Below are 21,618 nucleotides of genomic sequence, written 5' to 3' on the forward strand. Positions count from 1 at the left end.
AGCACAAACCATGGCCTTGGTTTGTGCTACTAATCTTAGTATGTTTTAATTGGAAATTACTTTAATACCTCTTTTTCTTCGTAATATTTTTTTGCGCCGTCATGCAACGGAATGTCGGCAAGCTCTGTAGTTGCGTCTTCCAACTTCATTTGCTTGACGATGGCATGTGTTGATTCCAATTCGTTCAGATTTTCCCAGAAGGATTTGGTCAATTCATATATCACTTCATCGTCTACTGAAGCGTCAGCCAAAAGCAGCATTTTAATGGCGAGCGTATCTACGTCTTCTTTTTGGTTGTCATAAGTTCCTGCCGGGATGGTCATTTCTGCGTACCATGGATATTTTTCCATTAATTCTTTGCGAACTTCCGGCTCAATGCCAATTAATGTTCCATCCGCCGTTGAAATCATTTCTGTTACCGCAGCAGTTGGGAGACCCGCCTGAATCAATGCGCCGTCTATTTGTTTATTTCTCATTAAATCAATGGCTTCTGTAAATCCGACGAAGTTTTCTTTGATGTCTTCAGGGTATTTAATCCCGTATGCAGGGAGAATAATACTTGATACAACTTCAGGTGTACTTCCTACAGATCCTGGAGCAAAACGTTTCCCTTTTAAGTCTTTTAGCGATTCAATTCCGGAATCTTTTCGAACAACGACTTGGTTTGGGTTGTAATAGAGGCCGGCGATGACACGGAGATCCTCATATTTGCGGTCTTTGAATCCTCTTTCTCCATTATAGGCTTCCCAAGCGATACCCGCGGTGGCAAATGCAATTTGTGCTTCGCCTTCTTTCATCATATTCAAATTGTCAACACCGCCGTTGGAGGCTTGCGCATTGACACGTACGCCTTCGACCTTTTTACCCCACATGTTGGCCATTGCCGAGCCCAATGGGTAGATTGTTCCGGTAGTAGAAGCGGTCGGGAAGTTAAGATTTGTATTTTTAGAACCTCCGCTTTTTCCGCCATCCTTACTTCCACATGCTCCAAGAGTTAAAATGAATAACGTTAGACATAAGAAAATAAGCTTATTTTTCATTTTCATAATCCTTTCTCTAAGTTGATTACGTGCCAGATGGTTTGACATCCTGGGCTTTCTTCTTTGTTGCAGCTTGCCAAGCCAATACGATAACGAGCAGGGCGATTCCGATTAAATCTGTTATATAATCGGGTGAAATCATGAATAAGCCAGTGGCTGTGAGCAGGACGCGTTGTATATTTGACGCCCATGATAAAAGCCAGCCCTGCAACCCAGCAGACAGGGAAATGACCCCGATCGCTGCGGTAATCGAAGGCAAGATACTTTTTGAATAGGCAGCTTCTCCCAACAGCAGGGCCGGTTCAAAGATAAAGAAGAACGGTAGAATAAATCCGGTGATTCCGAGCTTCACCGCAGTCATGGAGACCTGGTGCTGACTCGTATTCGCGATCCCGGCCGCCACATAGGAGGCTAGGGCAACAGGCGGCGTAATATTGGATAAACAGGCGTAAATTAAAACAAACATATGCGCGGCAAGCGGTGTGACACCGAGGTTGACCAAAACTGGTGCGCCTACCGTCGCCACGATGACGTAAGCCGCTACGCCGGGTACACCCATCCCTAACACGATGCTCATCAGCATGACAAGAAACGCGGCAAATAAAACACTGTCATTTGTATAATTCATGACACTGTATCCGAAATTCAGGCCAAGGCCTGTTAATGACACCGTTCCTATAATGACTCCGATGACAGCACAAGCTACGGCTACGCCAATTGCCCCTTTCGCTCCTTCTTCGAGCGCCAACAAGATATCTTTTAAGCCCATCCGCGTTTCTTTCCTGAGCCAGCTTGCGACAATACAGGCCGCGATGGAAAAGACCGCCGCATAAAGCGGAGTGTAACCAAGAAACAACATGCCAAGCAAGACGATTAATGGAAGAGATAAATGGCCTTGCTTTTTTATGACTTCCATGGCCTTGGGGATATTTTCCTTGGACAGTCCTTTTAAACCGAGACGTTTTGCCTCAAAGTGGACAACCATAATCAAGGCCAAATAATAAAGAGCAGCCGGAATAATGGCAGCGATCATTACCGTCGTATACGGAACGCCTAAATATTCGGCCATGACAAATCCGGCGGCGCCCATAATTGGTGGAGCAAACTGTCCTCCAGTGGAGGCAACTGCTTCGACAGCCGCAGCAAATCGGGCTTTATAGCCATTTTTTTTCATCAAAGGAATCGTTAATGTTCCGGTAGTTGCCACGTTCGCAATCGCGCTTCCATTAATCATTCCCATCAAGCTGCTAGCAATAACAGCCACCTTTGCAGGTCCCCCCGGTGAACGTCCGGCTATCGTCAATGCAAAATCATTAATAAATTGACTAAAGCCGCTTCGGCTTAAAAATGCGCCAAACAAGATAAAAAGAAAGACGAAAGTGGCAGATACGCCGATCGCTATTCCAAAAATCCCTTCACTACCCCAGAAAAGATAGTCAATAATACGATTTACTGAAAATCCGCTGTGGCCAAATGTCCCGGGTATGAACGGTCCCAAAAAGTTATATAACAGAAAAATCAGTGCTAATATGGCGAGATTTCCAACTACCCGGCGGGCGGCTTCGAATACCATGAGAATGCCTATGGCTCCGAAAATGTAATCCGCTGTTATTAAAAATCCCCCTCTAAGGACAATCGCCTTATAGTTGAGCAAAACGTAACTAATAGACAGAATACTTAGAATAATAAGGATCGAGTCAATAACAGATGGAAACACAATATGTCTTTTGCTTTTTTTCGTTGCGGGATATAACAAGAACGTCATGACCAGTAAAAATAATAAATGCCATCCCCTAAGAGTCATGGCATCGAAAACCCCCGAACTGGAGGTGAAAATTTGGAATATGGACCAAATGACTGCTATCCCTGTGACCACCTTTGCGGCTTTTCCTGCGTAATGCTTAACTCGAAATTCACTGTCTGCTTTTTCAATCAATTCATTTGTTGCATTCCCTTGATTTTCCAACTAAAAACTCCCCTGGTTCTTAATAGATTTATATATAATGGTAATGAATTATTATCATTATAGCAAACTGATTTAACAAAATGTGACTACTTTCCAGATTTATTTAAGCCATTTTTATGAAAGAAATCAGGTGGATTATCGGTAACAAAATGGTTTTGACGTTGACAAAGTAGAGAAACGATTAATTTCTTACTTTTTGACCGTTTGGCGAATGCATATTCCCCAAAAGTTTATATGATAGTATAATAGTCCTTGACGCGACTTGAATTTAAAGGAGTGCAGGTTTATTTGAATAATAATTTCAGACTGCATCTTACCTTCATTATGATTATATTTTCGATTTTTATATCTTTTGTCGTTGCGTTGCTCAATCAAAATAACCTTAAAAATACGCTGTTTGAAGCTCATAAGTTGAAGCTGGAAATGGTCGAGGACAATATTTTAAGTTCTCTGAATACGATTGACAAAGCGTATATGCTATTTGACAAAAATATTGCCAAGGATATGGAAGATAAGTCTAAAGTCCTGCTGGGATTGTATCAACAAAATCCTGATTTCAGGACTTGGGATTTTACATCTTTAAAAAAACAAATCGGCATGGACATTTACATCATAAATAATGAGAATGTCATTATTCACAGTAGTTATGAGCCGGATATTGGCCTTGATTTTCGTAAATGCTGCGCAGAGTTCGCCAATTTGCTGAATATCAGGAGAAATGAAGGGACATTTGTGGATGACGGATTGGACATCCAACAAACCAGTGGAGAAGTCAAAAAATTCAGCTATATCCCTACTCCTGACCGTAAATACATATTGCAACTCGGTGTTTCTCTGGAAAACGGCGAGATTTTTAAGCAATTCAATTATTTTGATGCAGAAGTAGAGATTGAGAATAAGTTCTCCATTATTGACTCGATTCGAATTTTTAATAATGACGGATATGTGATCGGAAGAAATGATCAGACAAAAGAAGATATCACATTTTCATCCGACAATTGGGAAGCATTTAAATCGGCGACCAAAACGCGAAAGTCGCAAGAGGTAAAAGGCCGGTATAACGGAAGAGACGTCACGTACCGTTATGTTCCTTATGCGGCTGAATCAGCACGAGGGTATTCCACCAGCAGAGTTGTAGAAATCATTTATAACGAAGATGATTTGCATGAAGCGTTGAGTAAGAGCCGGAACAAGTTTTTTTCTCAGATGCTTATTATTTTTACCGGGGCCATCATCATCTCCATGATTATCGCGCGCTGGATGGCGCGGCCGATGTATTTGGCATTTCATGACAGTTTAACCGGACTGAAAAATCGGGCGGCCTTTGAGGAAATTGTAAAACAAAAATTAAGCAGCAAGAAACAAAATTTGGCTTTAATGATGATTGATCTTGATAACTTTAAGCTAGTCAATGACCGCTTAGGTCATTTGGAGGGGGACCAAATCTTAAAAATGGCTGCTTATCGCATTCAAAGATGTGTAGGAAAAAGCCATGAGTCCACAAGGCTTGGCGGCGATGAGTTTGCCGTTATCATTTCCGGCTTGGACGAAAACGAGATCATATTCGTTGCTTCCTCTCTTATTAAAGATATTGATGAGCAATTTGGTGAAATACGCTTCAGGAATCAAATCGATATTTCCGTCAGTATCGGCATTGCTTTTGCCGATTTGAAAGATGATTTGGCGAGCTTATATGAAAAAGCCGACCGTGCTTTATATGAATCAAAGGAAAACGGAAAAAATCAATTTCAAATTTTCCAAAAAACGAACGAAGCAGGATTTTAAGTTGATGTTTCGGAATTTAGGCATGCGGGTTCCTTTTTTTGGAAAATGGCTGCTTGCTGGAATGACGGAACGAACAACCAGAGTCCAGTAACGCAAAAGTGAATTGTCGACAAGAAAAGCTGGGGTGGATGATTTTTCCGATGTCACCTTTTGAATTCTTTTCAACCAAAATTGAAAGCTTGCTAACTTTTTTTTCCAGCTTGTAAAATGAAGATGAATAAGTAGAATGTTAGTATGCTTTTCATGAGGAGGAAAGAGGATGTGGAAAGAGTTCAAGAAGTTTGCCATTCAAGGAAATGTTCTTGATTTGGCTGTGGCGGTCGTGATCGGGGCAGCTTTCGGAAAAATCGTTTCATCGCTAGTGGAGCATATTATTATGCCTCTTGCCGGCATTTTGTTGGGGGGCTACAGTTTTGAAAAGCTGGAACTCCAAATGGGCGATGCTGTGATTAAATATGGCATATTTATCCAAAGCATTGTGGATTTCTTTATTATATCGGCAGCAATATTTGTCTTTATAAAGTTAATTAATAAGGTGAAATTTGAAAAGAAAGAAGATGAGGCCGATGCTCCTAAAAAGCCGTCAGAAGTGGAATTGCTGTCAGAAATTCGCGATTTGTTAAAAGCGGAAAAAAGGAATGTGCAAGAATGAGTGGTAAAGCAGTCAGGACTGTTCGAAGAGGAAGTAGCTTGTAAAGAATGTAGCAGAAGGATGAGACATCCAAATGACGAAAAAATTGCTTTATTAATACGATGGATTTTTTTATGTAATAAGGAATTTTGGCGTCCCGTTCATCCTATCCTCCGCAATCCCATTAAAAAATAAGCCGAAGCAGCCGTCCGTCTGCTTTAGGTTGAAGAGAAAGCGGATCGTAAATCCTAAAAGTTGCGAGTAAGTCGAAAAAGTGGATCGTAAATCCCAAAGTTGCGAGTAAGTCGAAAAAGTGGATCGTAAATCCCAAAGGTTGCGAGTAAATCGAAAAAGTGGATCGTAAATCCCCAAAGCCGTGAGTAAGTCGAAAAAGCGGATCGTAAATCTCAAAAGTTGCGAGTAAGAGAAAAAGTCGATCGTCATTTCCAAAAGTCGTTAGCAAACCTCAAAAAAGACGAGTAAATCCCAAAGGTTATATGGATTTGTCATGATTAAGGGCTATCTAAAATGTCCAATTTAGAGTAAATGCACTAAATGTAAAACCCCAGAATGTCGATATTTACGGCATTCTGGGGTTTGTTTTTTATTTTCAAGCTGAAATATTACTTTTCGGACAGCCTCCTAAGCAGTCGTCCGGCTGCTTTTTTGAATATGACCAACACACATGATTATTCATTTTTACTTGCTTGGATTTCCAAGGCAATTTTTACTTCATCACTGACTACGACACCACCCGTTTCAAGTGGGGCGTTCCAAGTCAAACCATAATCGCTCCGATTGATCTTACCTTCGACGCTGAAGCCAGCTTTTTCGGCTCCACTCATTGGGTCTTTCACCACACCACCTGGTATAACAGTAAATGTTTCCGTTTTGGTCACGTCATGCAAGGTGACTTCACCCGTCACGGCATATTGTTTTCCTTGTTTTTCGAAATTTGTTGATTTGAATGTCAAAGTCGGGTATTTTTCAACATCAAAAAAGTCGGCAGACCGAAGATGGTTATCGCGGTCTTCGTTGCCAGTGTCAATACTTGCCACGTCGATTGAAAAAGAAACCTCGGCAGTTGTCAAATCTTCAGGGTCCGCTTTTATATCAGCAGAAAATTCATTGAAAGTTCCTTTTACTCTTGAAATCATCATATGCCGAATAGAAAATTCAACCGTGCTATGCGCTTTATCAAGTGTCCATTTAGAAATCGCCACTATAATTCCTCCTCATTAGTTACAAAAAGTAAGTTTGTATTTTAATTATAGTTAATAGTTATTTATTTGTAAAGGGAATATGTTTGCTTTTTTTTGACAAGCGTGATGGAACGATGAATAATCAAATTAGAGAAATAGACAGGGAAAGGAATGGTTGGTCGTGCGTATGGTTGATATGATTGCCAAAAAGCGTGATGGGAAAGAATTGACGCCCGAAGAAATTCAATTCGTCGTAAATGGCTATGTTAGTAACGAAATTCCCGATTATCAAATGTCCGCATTCCTCATGGCCGTTTATTTTCAAGGGATGTCCCATGCGGAAACGGCGCAACTTACACTGGCAATGGCTTCGTCAGGGGACAGGATTGATTTATCAACCATTGATGGAATCAAAGTTGACAAACATTCTACGGGTGGAGTTGGAGATACGACTAGTATCATTTTGGCGCCTCTTGTCGCAGCACTCGGCATTCCGGTGGCCAAAATGTCTGGCAGAGGGCTGGGACATACGGGAGGAACGATCGATAAGTTGGAAGCTATTCCGGGATATCGGGCAGAGGTATCGGAAGAAGAATTTATTCGGCTTGTCAATCAAAACAAACTCGCGATCGTCGGGCAATCGGGGAATCTCGCACCGGCCGACAAGAAGATATATGGTCTTAGGGATGTAACTGCAACTGTAAATTCAATTCCACTTATTGCAAGCTCCATCATGAGCAAAAAGATCGCTGCAGGCGCCGATGCGATTGTGTTGGATGTTAAGACTGGTTCCGGCGCTTTTATGAAAAAGTTTGAAGACGCCAGGTTGCTTGCGAATACGATGGTTGAAATTGGCAACCAGGTGGGCAGAAAAACGATGGCAGTCATCTCAGATATGAGCCAGCCGCTTGGCAATGCGATTGGCAATGCATTGGAAGTAAAGGAAGGCATTGAAACGCTACAAGGAAGAGGTCCCGCTGATTTAACCGAATTATGTCTCGTTTTAGGCAGTAAAATGATCGTGCTTGCAGAAAAAGCGGAATCTGAAAAAGAAGCACGCGAATTACTGGAGAAAGTCATGAAAAGCGGTGAAGCACTTCAAGTGTTCAAACAATTTTTAGCCGCACAGGGAGGAGATGTTTCTGTCGTTGATAATCCGGAAAAGCTTCCGAAGGCTGTTTATCAAATTCCGGTGGCATCCCCTGAAAATGGATATGTTTCGGCAATCAAAGCCGACGAAATTGGAACAGCTGCCATGCTGCTTGGAGCGGGCCGCGTAACAAAGGAATCCGATATTGACTTAAGTGTTGGAGTCATGTTGCATAAAAAAATTGGAGACAGGGTACATTCAGGAGAGTCGATCGCGACAATTCACAGCAATGTCCAAAATGTTTCGACTGTAATGGAAAAAATCGTAAAAGCGTACCGTTTTTCCAAAGAAAAGATTGACCAAATACCATTAATCAGAGGATGACTTTCAACATTTGCCGCTTCGTGATATGATCAATGAAAGTGATTCTCATTTATAAAATGATGGGGGTAAAGATATGTTGGCTGTTAACTCAATTGCGGAAGTCATCCGTGAAAGAACATCTATTAAAAAAGGTTTTATTGATAAAGAAATTAGCCGCGAACAAATTCTATCATTGTTGGAGGATGCTGTTTGGGCTCCAACACATGGCGTGCGTGAACCGTGGCGTTTTATCTTTATATCGGGAGAACGGAGAGAAGCGTTTATCGAAAAAGTGCTTACATGTGTTGAACCTGCAAAGCATGAAAGCACCCGCGCCAAGTTTGGGGAAGTGCCGGTTTTTTTGATTGCAGTGGTGGACGACGATCCGCGGCAAAAAATACGGGAGGAAGATTTTGCGGCAATAAGCTGCCTCTTGCAAAACTTCCAGCTTCTTGCCTGGGAACAGGAAATCGGCGTATGTTGGAAAACACCAGCTTATATACATGACCCGCGCTTCCGCTCGGCGCTCGGTGTCGAGCCTGGAGAAAAAATCGCCGGAATCATGCAAGTGGGATATTTTGATAAAGAAATAGTGGCAAAAAGAAGCCGGAATCGGACGAATCCTGCTGAAAAGTTAACAGATTTTTAAAGCGGACCCGTTTGGGTCCCCAGCTTGTAGAGAAAGTGGATGGTAAGTCCCAAAAGCCGCCAGTAAATCTAAAGAATGGCAAGTAATTACCTGGAATCGGCTAGTAAACCAAAACAGTGGATAGTAATCTCGAAGAGTCGCGAGTAAATCAAAAAGTGGATAGTAATCTCGAAGAGTCGCGAGTAAATCAAAAAAGTGGATAGTAATCTCGAAGAGTCGCGAGTAAATCAAAAAAGTGGATAGTAATCTCGAAGAGTCGCGAGTAAATCAAAAAAGTGGATAGAGTAATCTCGAAGAGTCGCGAGTAAACCAAAACAGTGGATAGTAATCCCTAAAAGTCGCGAGTAAACCCCAAAAAAGACGAGCAAATCCAAAAGTATGAATGGATTTGCCGTGTTTAATTTTCGGGGGGTTTGTCGACAGTCTGAGGACCCGTTTGGGTCCTTTTTTCATTTAAATGGTCGGCTTAAATCGGATGGGATTACGAAAAAGCTTTACCTTAGTGAAGAGTTGCTGATTGAGTCCATCGTCGTCCAGGGAATTCCGGTGCCAGCGGCCAGATCACAAAAGGGAAGCGAAAGCTTTTTCCGAGGATATGGAATCGAAGACGGCCATGGAAGGCTGACTTTTATGCTGGAGGTGATTTTTATTTCTTCGGCGCTCTTTGAAAAAATGTCGTACGATTCATCAACTTCAGTAGTTTTCCCCATCTGGCCAGCCTTCCCGCTCTTTATTTTTATCACGACACCCCCCGTAGTGATTTTGGAGCATTGACGCACATATTGTTTTTTATTATAGTTTATGGGGTCAACTATTTAGGGGGGATGTCCTAACCATGGAAATCAATCAACGAATTTTTGAGCGATTTATGAATATTATGCTTTCTGGAAGAAAAGGGATGTCTACGCTTGTTTCAGAACAGCTTTTAAAAGACTATTCTATTGAACAATTTACACTTATCCAACAGGTTTACAAGCTTGGCACCATTCGGGTTTCAGAACTTGCCGAGTTGCTGTACGTACATAAAAGTGCCGTGACGGTTCGTGCGGATAAACTTGTAAAAAAAGGATTGCTTATCCGGGAACGGGACATCGAAGACCGTAGAAGTGTCTATTTGCGACTTTCTGAGGCGGGCGTTGAATACTACGAAACGATGGAAAATAAAATCAACGAGTTTGTTGAAACGATTGTAAAAGATATTCCAAAAGATGAAATGGAGCGTTTTCTGCAAGTTTTTGAAAAAATTGCCTATCACATCGAGAATTACAGGGGGGAAAAAACATGAGAACGGTCTTGCGTCTGAGATGGCTCGTCTTGGCTGCTTGGATAGTTTGCGCGATAGCATTAGTCGTATTTGCGCCGAATATGAATCAACTTGTCCGGGAAAAAGGCCAGTTGACAATTGCGGACGGATATCCGTCAACGGTGGCGGCAGATATATTGGCCAAACACTCACCTAAAGAAAAAGGGGGCGAGTCATTTATCGCCGTTTTTCATAGCAATGACACATTTTCCGAGGGGCAGCTTTCAAATATTGCGTCCACTATCGATTCACTCGACCAGAAAAAAAGTGAATTAGGGATCAGTGAAATCACGACCCACTTTCAAGACAAGGACTTATCGGACCAGCTTGTCTCCAAAGAAAAGAATACAGTCATTGCATTGCTCGATGTGAAGATTGGGGACGAGGAAATAAAGGATGTGCGCAAGCGTCTTGATCAGGAGATCAGTACAGCCGATGTGGAAACGTACATGACTGGAAATGCGCTCATCAACGAAGATGTCATTATCAGTTCAGAAAAAGGGCTGAAAAAAACAGAAATCATTACCGTTATTTTCATTATGGCCGTTCTTCTGTTAGTATTTCGCTCCGCTGTGGCTCCGTTTATTCCGCTTTTAACAGTTGGGATGACGTATTTGGCTAGTTCGTCGATCGTTGCCTTTTTAGTAGATCGGCTCGACTTTCCGGTTTCCAATTTTACACAGACATTCATGGTGGCGGTGCTTTTCGGAATTGGAACTGATTATTGTATTTTGTTGCTAAGCCGTTATAAGGAGGAGCTTTCGAACGGGCAGGATATTTATTCCGCCATTGTCGCAACTTACAAAACGGCTGGAAAAACGGTTGTATACAGCGCCATTGCCGTCATGATCGGTTTTGCGTCAATCGGGTTTGCTTCATTTAAACTTTATCAATCGGCAGCAGGGGTAGCGGTCGGCGTTTTTGTGCTTTTGATTGCCCTATTTACGATCGTTCCTTTTTTCATGGCGACCTTGAAAAAAGCTCTTTTCTGGCCGGTGAAAAAAAATATTTCTCATAAAGAAAGTAGATTATGGGGCTGGATGGGAAACCTCGCGATTACAAGACCGCTTGTTGCCCTTGGTATCGTTGCCTTTTTCACCGTTCCGCTTCTTGTAAGCTATGACGGCGAACTTTCATTTAATTCATTGGATGAAATCGGCGATGAGTATGACTCCGTCAAAGGATTCAACATTGTTGAGGATAATTTTGGTCCTGGCGAAATGATGCCGGTTCAACTCGTCATTGAAAATGACGATCCGATGAAACCAAAAGAGTATTTAACCTTGATTGAGTCGCTCGGAAATGATTTGGAAAAGCTTGAACACGTGGAAAAAGTCCGCAGTGTCACAAGGCCGACAGGTGATAAACTGGAAGAGTTGTATGTGAAAAAGCAAGCCGATCAACTCGGCGAAGGGATCGGTGAAGGAACAGAAGGCATCTCGAAAATCAAAGATGGCTTAAATGAGGCCGCTACTTCGATTAAGGATTCCAAACCAGAGTTGGATAAGGCAACCGGCGGGATTGGCGAGTTGCAAGAAGGCACGAAAGAATTGCAGTCCGGTGTCGGTCAACTGCAAACGGCGCTGGGTGCCATCGAAAATGGAATTCGCCAGGGAACAGATGGCGCTGGTGAGTTGAAAAAAGGGGCGGCTGAAGCAAGTCAAAAGGCCGCGGAACTTCAGGCGGGAACGAAAGAACTGCTGGGGGGATATGAGCAGGCTCAAACGGGTTTGGCGCAATTAAGCTCTGAATATGGGAAAATACCGTCGACTTTGGAAGGGGCACAAAATCAGCTCATGTCGTTGGAAGAGCCGCTCGGAAAACTAGCGCAAAATCACCCGGAAATCATTAACGATCCAAATTTCGCCGAGATTCAGTCCATTGTGGAGAATGCGACAAAGCAGGTTGCGATTGCCGGAGGAACGGTTTCTGCTCTCAATGGCGAGTTGGAAAAAGTGAGAACGGGTCTTGCAACGGCAAACAGCCAACTAACAAGGATAGTAGAAGGCTTGGGCCAATTTTCTTCGGGTTTAAAAGAAATAGAGAACGGTTTGAAGGAACTGGAGTCAGGTTTGGGAGCCGCTGCTTCTGGCCAAAAGCAAGTTGTCGATGAAATCCCGGCCATTGCATCGGGAATGGGGGAAATTGCTAGTGGTCAGGAACAACTTCGTTCTGGCTTTGGTCAAATGGGAAACCAATTGGATGAATTAAGCGACGGGTTATCCGCCAGCAGTGAAGGTCTTGAAGAAATAGAAGGTGGATTAGGCGAAGCGAAACAGCACTTGTCCAATTTGGCAAAAGACACCGACATACAGCAGTCGGGAATTTATATTCCGGACCAATTGTTGACAGACAAGGAATTCCAGCGCGTGTTTGATATATACATGTCCGGGGATGGTAAAATGACAACAATTGACGTGGTCCTTGATTCCAACCCATATGCGAAGCAATCGATGACGATGCTTTCTGATATTGAAGATACGATTCAAAATGCCGTTAAAGACACGAAACTGGAACAGGCCAACATCGGTATCGGCGGCGTAACGAGCATGAACAGGGATCTCGAGTCCATGTCTGATGCGGACTATTCAAAAACCGTCATGTTTATGATGGCCGGAATCGTCGTCATTTTAATCATTTTACTGCGGTCGCTCGTTATGCCGATTTATATCATTGCTTCGCTGCTATTAACCTATTATTCATCAATCGCGATGACGGAAGTGATTTTTGTCAACATTCTTGGATATCCGGGAATCAACTGGGTTACACCATTTTTCGGGTTCGTCATTTTGATTGCCCTTGGCGTAGACTATTCTATCTTTTTGATGGACCGCTTTTCCGAATACAAAGAGCTGGACGTGAAAACAGGCATTATGCTCGCTATGAAAAATATGGGTACGGTCATCATCAGTGCTGCCATTATTTTAGCGGGCACCTTTGCGGCAATGCTGCCATCAGGCGTCTTGTCCATGCTGCAAATAGCCACATTAGTACTGACAGGACTACTGTTTTACGCTTTAATCGTCCTGCCGCTATTTGTACCAGTACTCATCAACCTGTTGGGAAAAGCAAACTGGTGGCCTTTTATACCGCGTAAAAGCGATCAGTAACATACTGAACCGGGAGGCAGTGGCCTCCCGGTTTTTTTTGAGGGCGTTTAACCCGCTTGCGAAAAACTAACGGCAAACGGAACCCTCGCGCAAGGGAGGGGGAGCTACCCGTTGATTCGTGAAGGGAGGAAGCTACCCGCGTATAGGGGAATTTACCCGCGTATAGAAGGAGCTTACCCGCGCATAGGCGGAATTTACCCGCGTATAGAAGGAAATACCCGCGTATAGGAGAAACTTACCCGCGTATAGGAGGAACTTACCCGCGTATAGGGGAGCTTACCCGCGTATAGGGGAATTTACCCGCGTATAGGGGAGCTTACCCGCGTATAGAAGGAAATACCCGCGTATAGGAGAAACTTACCCGCATATAGAAGGAAATACCCGCATATAGGCGGAACTTACCCGCGTATAGGAGTAAAATTCCCCGTGGATTAACAGAAATCCTCGCATTTGATCGATGGGACACGCTCAGAGTGTCATCCGGTCTTTTGTTCTTACAGGCTCTCTATAAAGCTTAAAATTTTTTGGTGAAAGTATTGGTGTCCTTTGCTGTTAGGGTGCAGTCCGTCTGGCATAAAATTTGAAAGAAAGTCGGGGTTTTTTACATAGATTCCGCCTTCCCGGTACATATCTTTGACGGGGATGCCGCAGAGTGCGGCGGTTTCCTTGATCGCTTCGACATATTGGTCCAGCGTTTCGCCACGGCTGTTAAACTCCCCTTCGTTTTCCCGCCAGCGCGGCAACGGGGTGATCACGCTTAATTGTTTGGTCGGGTATTTCTGGATCAGTGCTTGCAAGAATATGTCCAAGGCGCCGTAAAAAGTATCATTCGTGGCATCCCCAAATTCTCCAAGCGGCTTCTTTCCCAGTCTGAAGTCATTTGTTCCGCCAAAAACTGTCACATAGTCGACATCCAAAGGAGTTCGCATAAGCCGTTCTAAAAATGTTTCTTCCGTTGTGTAGCCCGTTCCTGATAGGCCGTAGTTGATGACCGTACAGCCTGTCCGTTCCTTGATGTAATCATGGTATTTCTTTGTCTGTGGTGAATGCTTTTGATCCGTTATACTGTCGCCAATTATGAGCCATTTCTTTCCGGTCAGGTTGTATCTATGCTTTCTAAACAAGATATAATGCTCCTCCAGTTTCTTGTATTTATTGAGAAAAAATCAGCCCAGAATGTTTTCGTCTTTCTGAATAGGGCTGGGACATAGGTTGAAAGCTGATTGATATTCGTAAAAACCGTGAGAATAAAACCGTTGTGACAAACTTGATTCCATGCGGTTTATTCATTTTTACAGGGTATGTCCCGGCCCATTCTTTTATACTTTTCCTGCCCCTTTGCCATTGCTTTTTTATATTTTCATTGTATTTTGGTAAAAAATCAATTAATGAGCTCTGTGTGTATATCAATTTCAAAGCTGACACTCTTTATGACTGACGTTCTAAGTTTTCCGCGCTGATAAAACGAAAGCTTTTCAAATAATATCCGCCAGGAAGACATTGACTAGGATCTTGCGATATTGCGGGCAAATTCTAGATGCAGTGGGCGTATGCACCATTACATGGAGTGGCGGATGATTGGCTCTTGCAATGCCCTGCGGCGAAGAAAATGATGGGGCTGGGACATAAGTTGAAAGCTAATTGATATTCGTAAAAACCGTGAGAATAAAACCGTTGTGAAATCAAGGTTTTTCAAACGGTGGTTACCCCTAAAAGTTATATTTTCTACTCTAACTTTCGGGGGTAAGTACCAACTTGATTCCATGCGGTTTATTCATTTTTACGGGGTTTCTGTCCCCGCTCTTATAGAATAGAATAAACTCTTTCTAATAGTCTGTTCCATCACAAAAGCAGAACTGCTTTGAGAGGCTGTAGACTATAGAGTTTGGAGGCATGGTCGTTCTTTTCGCATTTTCTCAGTTGGAAGCTTAACCTCCGAAAGAATGAGGTGATTCAAAATGGGAGAGTTGAAAAAGAGCAGTTGCCTTAATGGCTTCTGCTCCTTGATTTGGCTTTCTTTTGAAACGGTGCCCACCAATTCAGGTCTCCAAGCAATTTCATCAGAGAGGGCACTAAGACCATCCGGACGATGGTTGCATCAATAAATATCGCGATGGCAACCGTCACTCCCATCTGTTGGACGGGTACGACTCCGGTAAAAGCGAAGGCCCCAGTAATGACAATCATAATGGCTGCCGCGGATGTGATGATTTTACTCGTCGATATCAGGCCTTCAAGCGTAGCCCGATCGTTGTCGTGTGTCTTCATATATATTTCGTGAATCCGTGAAATGAGAAAGACTTCATAGTCCATGCTTAGTCCGAATACGATGCTGAAGGCGAATACTGGAATCATGAGCGCGATGTCTACCGGATGAAAGCCCAAGTGCCCGCCCTGGAATAACCAAACGACGAGGCCGAATGTACAGCTCAGACTGATGATATTCATGATGATCGCCTTTAATGGAATAAGGACGGACCTGAAGGCGATAAATAAAATCACATAAGTTGAAATTAAGATAAAAGCAAGGCTGTAAAAAATTTTATCGTAAATTTCATCAAAAATTTCCTGCTGGAATTTCGGATGTCCTCCGACAAGAAGCGGGATTTCACCTTGGTCATCACTCCAAGACCTTACCCAGTCTTTTGCTTCTTTGGATGACGTGTCGGTATCCAGTGTCACTTGAAACAAAGCATCCCCGTCATTTGTTAATTGATCGATGGCAGGGTTTACTTGTTGAGCCATTTCAGGAACGGCGAGTGCGTTGATGATTTCATCTGCGCTTAAGTCGGTCGCGGAAAAAAACGAGTCTACTTTATTTACGAGCGGATCTTCTTTTAGCTGGTCAACCACTTTTTCCAAGTCTTCCAGCGTTTTCCTGTCAGTGATTTTTCCCTCAGTTTCTGCTATGACGGGAACCGTCACCTCGTTTTTCGTTTTGAAATGATCCTCAAATGTTTCAAATGCTGTTCTTGCTTCAAAAGTCTTCGGCAAGGCATCCGCTTCGGGAATGACCAAATTCATTTTTCCAACGGGAAGGGCCCCGGTAATGAGCAGAAGCGAAGCCAGCACAGCCATGATGACAGGCCGTTTCATAACAAATGTTGCAAAAGCATGCCAAGCGCTCGATTCCTTTTTCTTTTCCCGAAAAATCATCAGTTTATTGATGCGCGGCCCAAGAATGGAAAGCAAAGCAGGCAAAAAGGTATTCGCGGCCAATACGGATGTGAAGACAACCGCCACTCCTGCCAATGCAACAGCCTGAAAAACACCTACTTCGATGAATAACATGCCGATCATGCCCAGAAGCACGCACAGGCCGGAGAAGATAATCGTTCTTCCGGAAGTCGCCACTGTTTTGATAATGGCTTCTTCAACAGGCTGTGTCGTCAGTTCCTCCCTAAAACGGTTTACAAACAATAGGGCGAAGTCGATTCCAAGGGCAAGCCCGATCATCGGAGCGACGTTTAGCACAAAAATCGATAAATCCATTGTGTTCCCGGTAAAATAAAGCAATCCCATAGAGAAAATGACGCTTACAAATCCGGTCAGAAGCGGGATGATAGCTGCGACGAGCCCTCTAAAAGCCAAAAGCAACACAATCAGGGCAATTGGAATGCCAATTAATTCAGCCCGGACGAGGTCGTCCTGCGCGGCTTTGCTCATGTCTTCCTCAATGACATGCCCGCCTGTCAAGCTGGCCTTAAACTGTTTATCGTCTTTTAGTTTATCGCGAACATCCGATATTTGTCCGCTCATTTCATTTTTTTCTTCATCCAGGGAAAGAAGCGCGTATGCCACATTGTCTTTCATCATTTCCGGATGTTCCAGCGGCGAGCGGTTTAAGTCAACATCTTCTACTTTTTTGACTTCTTTTAGTGTATTTTCAATATAGGCGGCGAAATTTTCGGATTTCCCTGTATCTTTTTTTTCAAATAATAAGATAGTGGATGATTGGGGAATGTCAAATTCTTTTTCAAGCTTATTTTCTACTTCATTATACATGCCGTTATATTCAAATCCGCTTCCCTCCAAAACAGATGGGAGCTTTAATGCAAAAAATCCGAAAACAGCTGTGATAACGATCCAAGCAAACAATACTAGTTTTCTTTGTTTATAAATAAAGGAACCGAATTTTTCCATCAATGATCCTCGCTCTTCTCTTTTTTACTCATTTGGAAGAATGAATCCGTCCATCGGATGCTCTATGTATAGAATACCATTACTTACATCTTTCCTGTTTCGGTTTTCATAAAACTTCTATGTCAAATGTTTGATAAAAAGCTTCCTTTGCCGCAAACCGGATGAAGAAAAGAAGACAGCAAATAAAAAAAGAATCAGTCTGCCGTTTCTTGACGGCGAAAGGCTGATTCTCTTGCGCTGGATTCATCCGGGAAAAAGCATGAGGCGCCAATTTTTTCATACAATCCGCTCTTTTTAAACAGTTCAATACCCCAATCAGGCAGCCCGGAAACTAGAACCGTGCTTCCCGCTTTTTTTATATTTTCGATAATGGAAGCGAGTTTATCCTCTCCGGTCGCATCTATCATGGTTACATGCTGCATATCGAGCAAAATGACCGAAGGCATTCTTCCAATTGAGGCCATTAAGGAATGTTCAAAGCTTTGGGCGGTACCGAAAAATAATGGACCTTTTATCGTAAAAGTTTTTATTTGGAAGTGAGCAGTCAAATCAAGTGTTTCCTGTTTCCGCTTTTGCGGATCAGGCGGATTGTCGATTTGCAGTTGTTCGCTTTTCTTTTTGACGAAAGAAAGAACAGCGAGCAGCAAGCCCACTTGGACGGCGACGGTCAAATTGACAAATACCGTTAAAAGAAATGTAACGACGAGAACGAGCGAGTCGCTTGTCTTTAACTGTAGAATATGTTGAAAAGCTTTGTATCCGCTCATATTCCAAGCCACTAGCATCAGAATCGGAGCCATTGCGGCAAGCGGAATATACGAAGCATACGGCGCAAAAAGAAGCAACGTCAGCAAGACGAAAACACTGTGAATGACTCCGGACAATGGGCTGACAGCGCCTGATTTAATATTTGTTGCTGTTCGCGCGATCGCACCTGTCGCCGGAATTCCGCCAAACAAAGGAGAAACGATATTGGCAATGCCCTGTCCAAACAACTCACGGTTTGATTTATGTCTGTCTCCCGTCATACTGTCGGCAACTACTGCTGACAGCAAGGATTCTATTGCTCCAAGAGCGGCTATCACAAGAGCGGGTGTTATGAGCATCGTTATTTTTTCCAATGTTATCTCCGGAAACTGAAACTTTGGCAGTGACTGCGGTATTCCGCCAAAGGCCGTGCCAATTGTCTCAACTTGTCCAGGGTAAAAGATGACGGCACATAAAGTCGGAATCAACAATCCGACCAATAAAACCGGAATCCGCGGGAAAAGCCTTGGGATAATCATAATGACGAGAAGGCCAATGAAAGCTGTTAATATACTGTACCCGTTTATTTGGTCTAGATGACGAAAAAGTTCCGCCATATTTTGATGGAAGTATTCCTTTTTTTCCAGATGATCCAAGCCCAAAAAATTTCCAAGCTGTCCGGTGAAAATAATGACAGCAATCCCCGTGGTAAATCCGATTGTGACGGACCTTGGTATAAAGTGGACTAGGTTCCCCAGTTTTAAAAAGCTCATGATGACCAAAAGAATTCCCGACATGAGACCGGCTATTAATAAATTTTCATAACCATATTGAAGTACGACGGCGAGCAAAATCGGAATAAATGCTCCTGTAGGACCCGCAATTTGAAAGCGGGAGCCTCCCAACAAAGATACAATCAATCCGGCAATGATCGTCGTATAAATGCCATATTCGGGTTTTACACCTGAAGCCATGGCAAAAGCCATTCCAAGTGGAATGGCTACGATACCGACAGTGATCCCAGAAACGAAATCTTTGCGGAGGCTTGCGGGTTGGTAATCGCGAAATCGATCATCACCAAACAATCAGCAACACCTCTAAATATATGTTCATACGAAAATGAATGGAATTTGTATATCTATCTTTATTATAGACGATAAACACGGGAAAAGCAAAAAAAGTTTTTTATAAACATGCAAAAATGTGAATAAATCCTTTGAGAATTGTATGAAAAAAAGCATCTCATTCGTGACATATAAATAAAAAACAAGATCAACTTCATCATTTTTGTACATGTTGACCATAGAGTTATAAGTAGGATAAAGTTACAGTATATGTACGAAAGCGTTTCAATTATTTTTGCTGGTCACGGTGGGGAATTACATAATATAGAAAGCGAGGAGGAATATGGGATGAAACGTTATGTCAACTACATTAATGGGGAATGGGTTGCTTCAGAATCTGGTGAATGGGTTCAAAATACGAATCCGGCAAACGGCGAAGTACTTGGAGAAGTAACGTCATCGACCGAAAAAGATGTGGACCGTGCGGTGCAGGCTGCTAAAATGGCGCAGAAAAAATGGGCATTAGTTCCCGCTCCGGAACGGGCAGATATTTTATATACAGTCGCTAACCTGTTAAAGGAAAGAAAAGAAGAATTAGCCCAAGTGTTGACGACGGAAATGGGGAAAGTGATTGCCGAAGCCCGTGGAGAAGTGCAGGAAGCAATTGATATGGCATTTTATATGGCAGGAGAAGGGCGCCGGTTGTTTGGTGAGACTGTTCCATCCGAATTAAGAGACAAATTTGCGATGAGCGTACGGGTACCGGTTGGTGTTGCGGGATTGATTACACCTTGGAATTTCCCCATTGCCATTGCCTCTTGGAAATCGCTTCCGGCCCTTGTTGCCGGGAATGCCGTTGTTTGGAAACCGGCGACAGAAACCCCGTTCTTGGCAGCCGAATTTGTAAAAATATATGAAGAAGCCGGCCTTCCAAAAGGATTGCTGAACCTTGTATATGGCTCGGGAAGCGTTGTGGGCAACGCGATCGTTGAACATCCAGGGATTGATCTCGTTTCATTTACAGGCTCCAATGAAGTTGGCGCTAAAATCAATGGCCGTGCAGGTGAACTATTGAAACGTACGTCACTGGAGATGGGCGGAAAAAATGCCGTAACGGTATTGGAAGATGCTGATCTGGATTTGGCCGCGGACGGCATTGTTTGGAGTGCGTTTGGTACAACAGGCCAAAGGTGTACCGCTTGCAGCCGTGTGATTGTGCAAGAGACGGTCAAGGAAGCCCTTGAGCAAAAAGTATTAGAGAAAATGAACAATTTGAAGCTTGGAGATGGGCTCGATGAATCCGTTGATGTCGGACCTGTCATTAACCGCTCTGCTTTGGAAAAAATTCATGAGTACGTGAAGATCGGGCAAGAAGAAGGAGCCAAAATGTTGGCCGGCGGTGAGATTGCAACCGGTAACGGTCTCGATAAAGGGAACTATTATCAACCGACGCTCTTTACAGACGTCAGAGCCGACATGAGAATCGCCCAGGAAGAAATTTTTGGGCCTGTCGTTTCTTTTATACCGGTAAAAGACTTAGATGAAGCCATTGAAGTGAACAATAGTGTGAAATTCGGATTATCCAGCTCGATTTTTACAGCCGATGTCAACAAAGTATTCCGCGCCATGCGCGATTTCGATACGGGTATCGTGTACGTCAATGCGGGTACGACGGGAGCGGAAATCCACTTGCCGTTTGGGGGAACAAAAGGAACAGGAAATGGCCACAGGGATTCCGGAGTCGCTTCCCTTGATGTCTTTACGGAGTGGAGATCGCTATACGTAGACTACAGCGGAAAAATTCAGCGGGCGCAAATTGATAATTACTAATCTATTATCTATATAATAGGGAAACAGGGCTGTCTAAAAAGTTCAATTTAGAGGAAATACACTAAAATGTAAAACCCAAGAATGTTGATTTTACGGCATTCTTGGGTTTGCTTTTTTAAATTTTCGAGCTGAAATATTACTTTTCGGACAGTCACCTCAGCTTGTAGAGAAAGCAGGTGTTTTTTCTCTATAAGCTTTTTTATTGATATGTTCATCTGATTTTACCCTTTTCTCAAAGAAAAAAAGCCTCCCTTACACCTAGCCCTGTCTGTCCAGGTGTAAGGCAATCTTCTTCATGTTCTGACAGGCTCCAGTGAGAAGCACCTGCTCGGATGCCTTTTGTAACCCCCTCAACCGACAATAACGAAGCCCATGCGTTCTTTTGAATCTGCGAAGCTTCGTTTGAATTTCCCTTTCCAGTTGGCGCTCCGTTCTTTTTGAATACTCCATCTTGTATGAAGCAATTTTATCACCGTTGCGTGTTACTAGGTGCTTTTGTTGCAAGAAATGCTTAAACTCTTTGGCTTCTTTTGTTCCCACTTCTTGTGGTGGAACATCAGTTACTACCGTTACATCGTTTCATTCATGATCTTCATAGTCACTTGCTAGTTCGGCAAGAATAAAAACAAAAAGTGCTAAGTTATACTACAGTATGACTTAATTACTTACTCAAATTCTATTTCGTCCATCCAACT

General features: G+C 43.1%; 15 protein-coding genes. 8 read left to right on the forward strand and 7 right to left on the reverse strand.

Annotated elements, in window-relative coordinates; translation table 11 throughout:
- Window positions 1–56: 56 nt before the first annotated feature.
- Window positions 57–1,040: a TAXI family TRAP transporter solute-binding subunit gene (locus tag MHB50_RS01910; RefSeq protein ID WP_340084782.1), complete on the reverse strand. Its 984-nt coding sequence runs from the start codon at window positions 1,038–1,040 to the stop codon at window positions 57–59.
- Between the two features lie 25 nt (window positions 1,041–1,065).
- Window positions 1,066–3,006, reverse strand: a complete 1,941-nt coding sequence (locus tag MHB50_RS01915) for a TRAP transporter permease (RefSeq protein WP_077109888.1) — start codon at window positions 3,004–3,006, stop codon at window positions 1,066–1,068.
- Window positions 3,007–3,294: 288 nt separating this feature from the next.
- Between MHB50_RS01915 and MHB50_RS01920 the strand changes: the two genes are divergently transcribed.
- Together MHB50_RS01920 and mscL are read left to right on the forward strand one after the other, a co-directional pair.
- Entirely contained in the window at window positions 3,295–4,791 is a 1,497-nt protein-coding gene (locus MHB50_RS01920) for a GGDEF domain-containing protein (protein WP_340084783.1), read from the forward strand.
- Between the two features lie 259 nt (window positions 4,792–5,050).
- Window positions 5,051–5,443, forward strand: coding sequence for a large-conductance mechanosensitive channel protein MscL (gene mscL, locus MHB50_RS01925; RefSeq protein WP_340084784.1), 393 nt, complete (start codon window positions 5,051–5,053; stop codon window positions 5,441–5,443).
- Between the two features lie 668 nt (window positions 5,444–6,111).
- Here the strand turns inward: mscL and MHB50_RS01930 are convergent.
- Window positions 6,112–6,645, reverse strand: a complete 534-nt coding sequence (locus MHB50_RS01930; protein ID WP_340084785.1) for a YceI family protein — start codon at window positions 6,643–6,645, stop codon at window positions 6,112–6,114.
- 160 nt (window positions 6,646–6,805) lie between these two features.
- Here MHB50_RS01930 and MHB50_RS01935 point away from each other — a divergent pair, with 160 nt between their 5' ends.
- The 5 genes from MHB50_RS01935 to MHB50_RS01955 all read left to right on the forward strand — a co-directional run bounded on the left by MHB50_RS01935 (window position 6,806) and on the right by MHB50_RS01955 (window position 13,139).
- Complete coding sequence (locus MHB50_RS01935) at window positions 6,806–8,098, forward strand: pyrimidine-nucleoside phosphorylase (RefSeq protein ID WP_339161495.1); 1,293 nt, start codon at window positions 6,806–6,808, stop codon at window positions 8,096–8,098.
- A gap of 73 nt (window positions 8,099–8,171) precedes the next feature.
- Window positions 8,172–8,726: a nitroreductase gene (locus tag MHB50_RS01940; protein WP_339161497.1), complete on the forward strand. Its 555-nt coding sequence runs from the start codon at window positions 8,172–8,174 to the stop codon at window positions 8,724–8,726.
- A 393-nt stretch (window positions 8,727–9,119) separates the two neighbouring features.
- Complete coding sequence (locus tag MHB50_RS01945) at window positions 9,120–9,500, forward strand: hypothetical protein (protein WP_139345555.1); 381 nt, start codon at window positions 9,120–9,122, stop codon at window positions 9,498–9,500.
- A gap of 61 nt (window positions 9,501–9,561) precedes the next feature.
- On the forward strand, window positions 9,562–10,011 hold the full coding sequence (locus tag MHB50_RS01950) for a MarR family transcriptional regulator (RefSeq protein ID WP_077109893.1): 450 nt from the start codon (window positions 9,562–9,564) through the stop codon (window positions 10,009–10,011).
- Window positions 10,008–13,139 carry an MMPL family transporter gene (locus MHB50_RS01955; RefSeq protein ID WP_339161499.1) on the forward strand — a complete coding sequence of 1,044 codons (3,132 nt, stop codon included), beginning with the start codon at window positions 10,008–10,010 and terminating at the stop codon, window positions 13,137–13,139. The genes MHB50_RS01950 and MHB50_RS01955 overlap by 4 nt, the downstream gene beginning before the upstream one ends.
- A 494-nt stretch (window positions 13,140–13,633) precedes the next feature.
- On the opposite strand, the gene MHB50_RS01960 is transcribed toward MHB50_RS01955, so the two are convergent.
- The 3 genes from MHB50_RS01960 to MHB50_RS01970 all read right to left on the reverse strand — a co-directional run bounded on the left by MHB50_RS01960 (window position 13,634) and on the right by MHB50_RS01970 (window position 19,114).
- Window positions 13,634–14,263, reverse strand: coding sequence for an SGNH/GDSL hydrolase family protein (locus MHB50_RS01960; RefSeq protein ID WP_077109895.1), 630 nt, complete (start codon window positions 14,261–14,263; stop codon window positions 13,634–13,636).
- Between the two features lie 862 nt (window positions 14,264–15,125).
- On the reverse strand, window positions 15,126–17,282 hold the full coding sequence (locus MHB50_RS01965) for an MMPL family transporter (protein WP_077109897.1): 2,157 nt from the start codon (window positions 17,280–17,282) through the stop codon (window positions 15,126–15,128).
- A gap of 194 nt (window positions 17,283–17,476) precedes the next feature.
- Window positions 17,477–19,114 carry a solute carrier family 23 protein gene (locus MHB50_RS01970; RefSeq protein WP_077109898.1) on the reverse strand — a complete coding sequence of 546 codons (1,638 nt, stop codon included), beginning with the start codon at window positions 19,112–19,114 and terminating at the stop codon, window positions 17,477–17,479.
- Between the two features lie 327 nt (window positions 19,115–19,441).
- On the opposite strand from MHB50_RS01970, the gene MHB50_RS01975 reads away from it, so the two are divergent.
- Window positions 19,442–20,923 (forward strand): aldehyde dehydrogenase family protein, encoded by a 1,482-nt coding sequence (locus MHB50_RS01975; RefSeq protein WP_077109899.1) that lies wholly within the window; start codon window positions 19,442–19,444, stop codon window positions 20,921–20,923.
- A gap of 258 nt (window positions 20,924–21,181) precedes the next feature.
- Here the strand turns inward: MHB50_RS01975 and MHB50_RS01980 are convergent, their stop codons facing one another.
- Entirely contained in the window at window positions 21,182–21,373 is a 192-nt protein-coding gene (locus tag MHB50_RS01980) for a transposase (protein WP_328799778.1), read from the reverse strand.
- Window positions 21,374–21,618: the final 245 nt, after the last annotated feature.

The sequence above is a fragment of the Siminovitchia sp. FSL H7-0308 genome, assembly GCF_037980985.1.
Lineage (GTDB): Bacteria > Bacillota > Bacilli > Bacillales > Bacillaceae_C > Siminovitchia > Siminovitchia thermophila.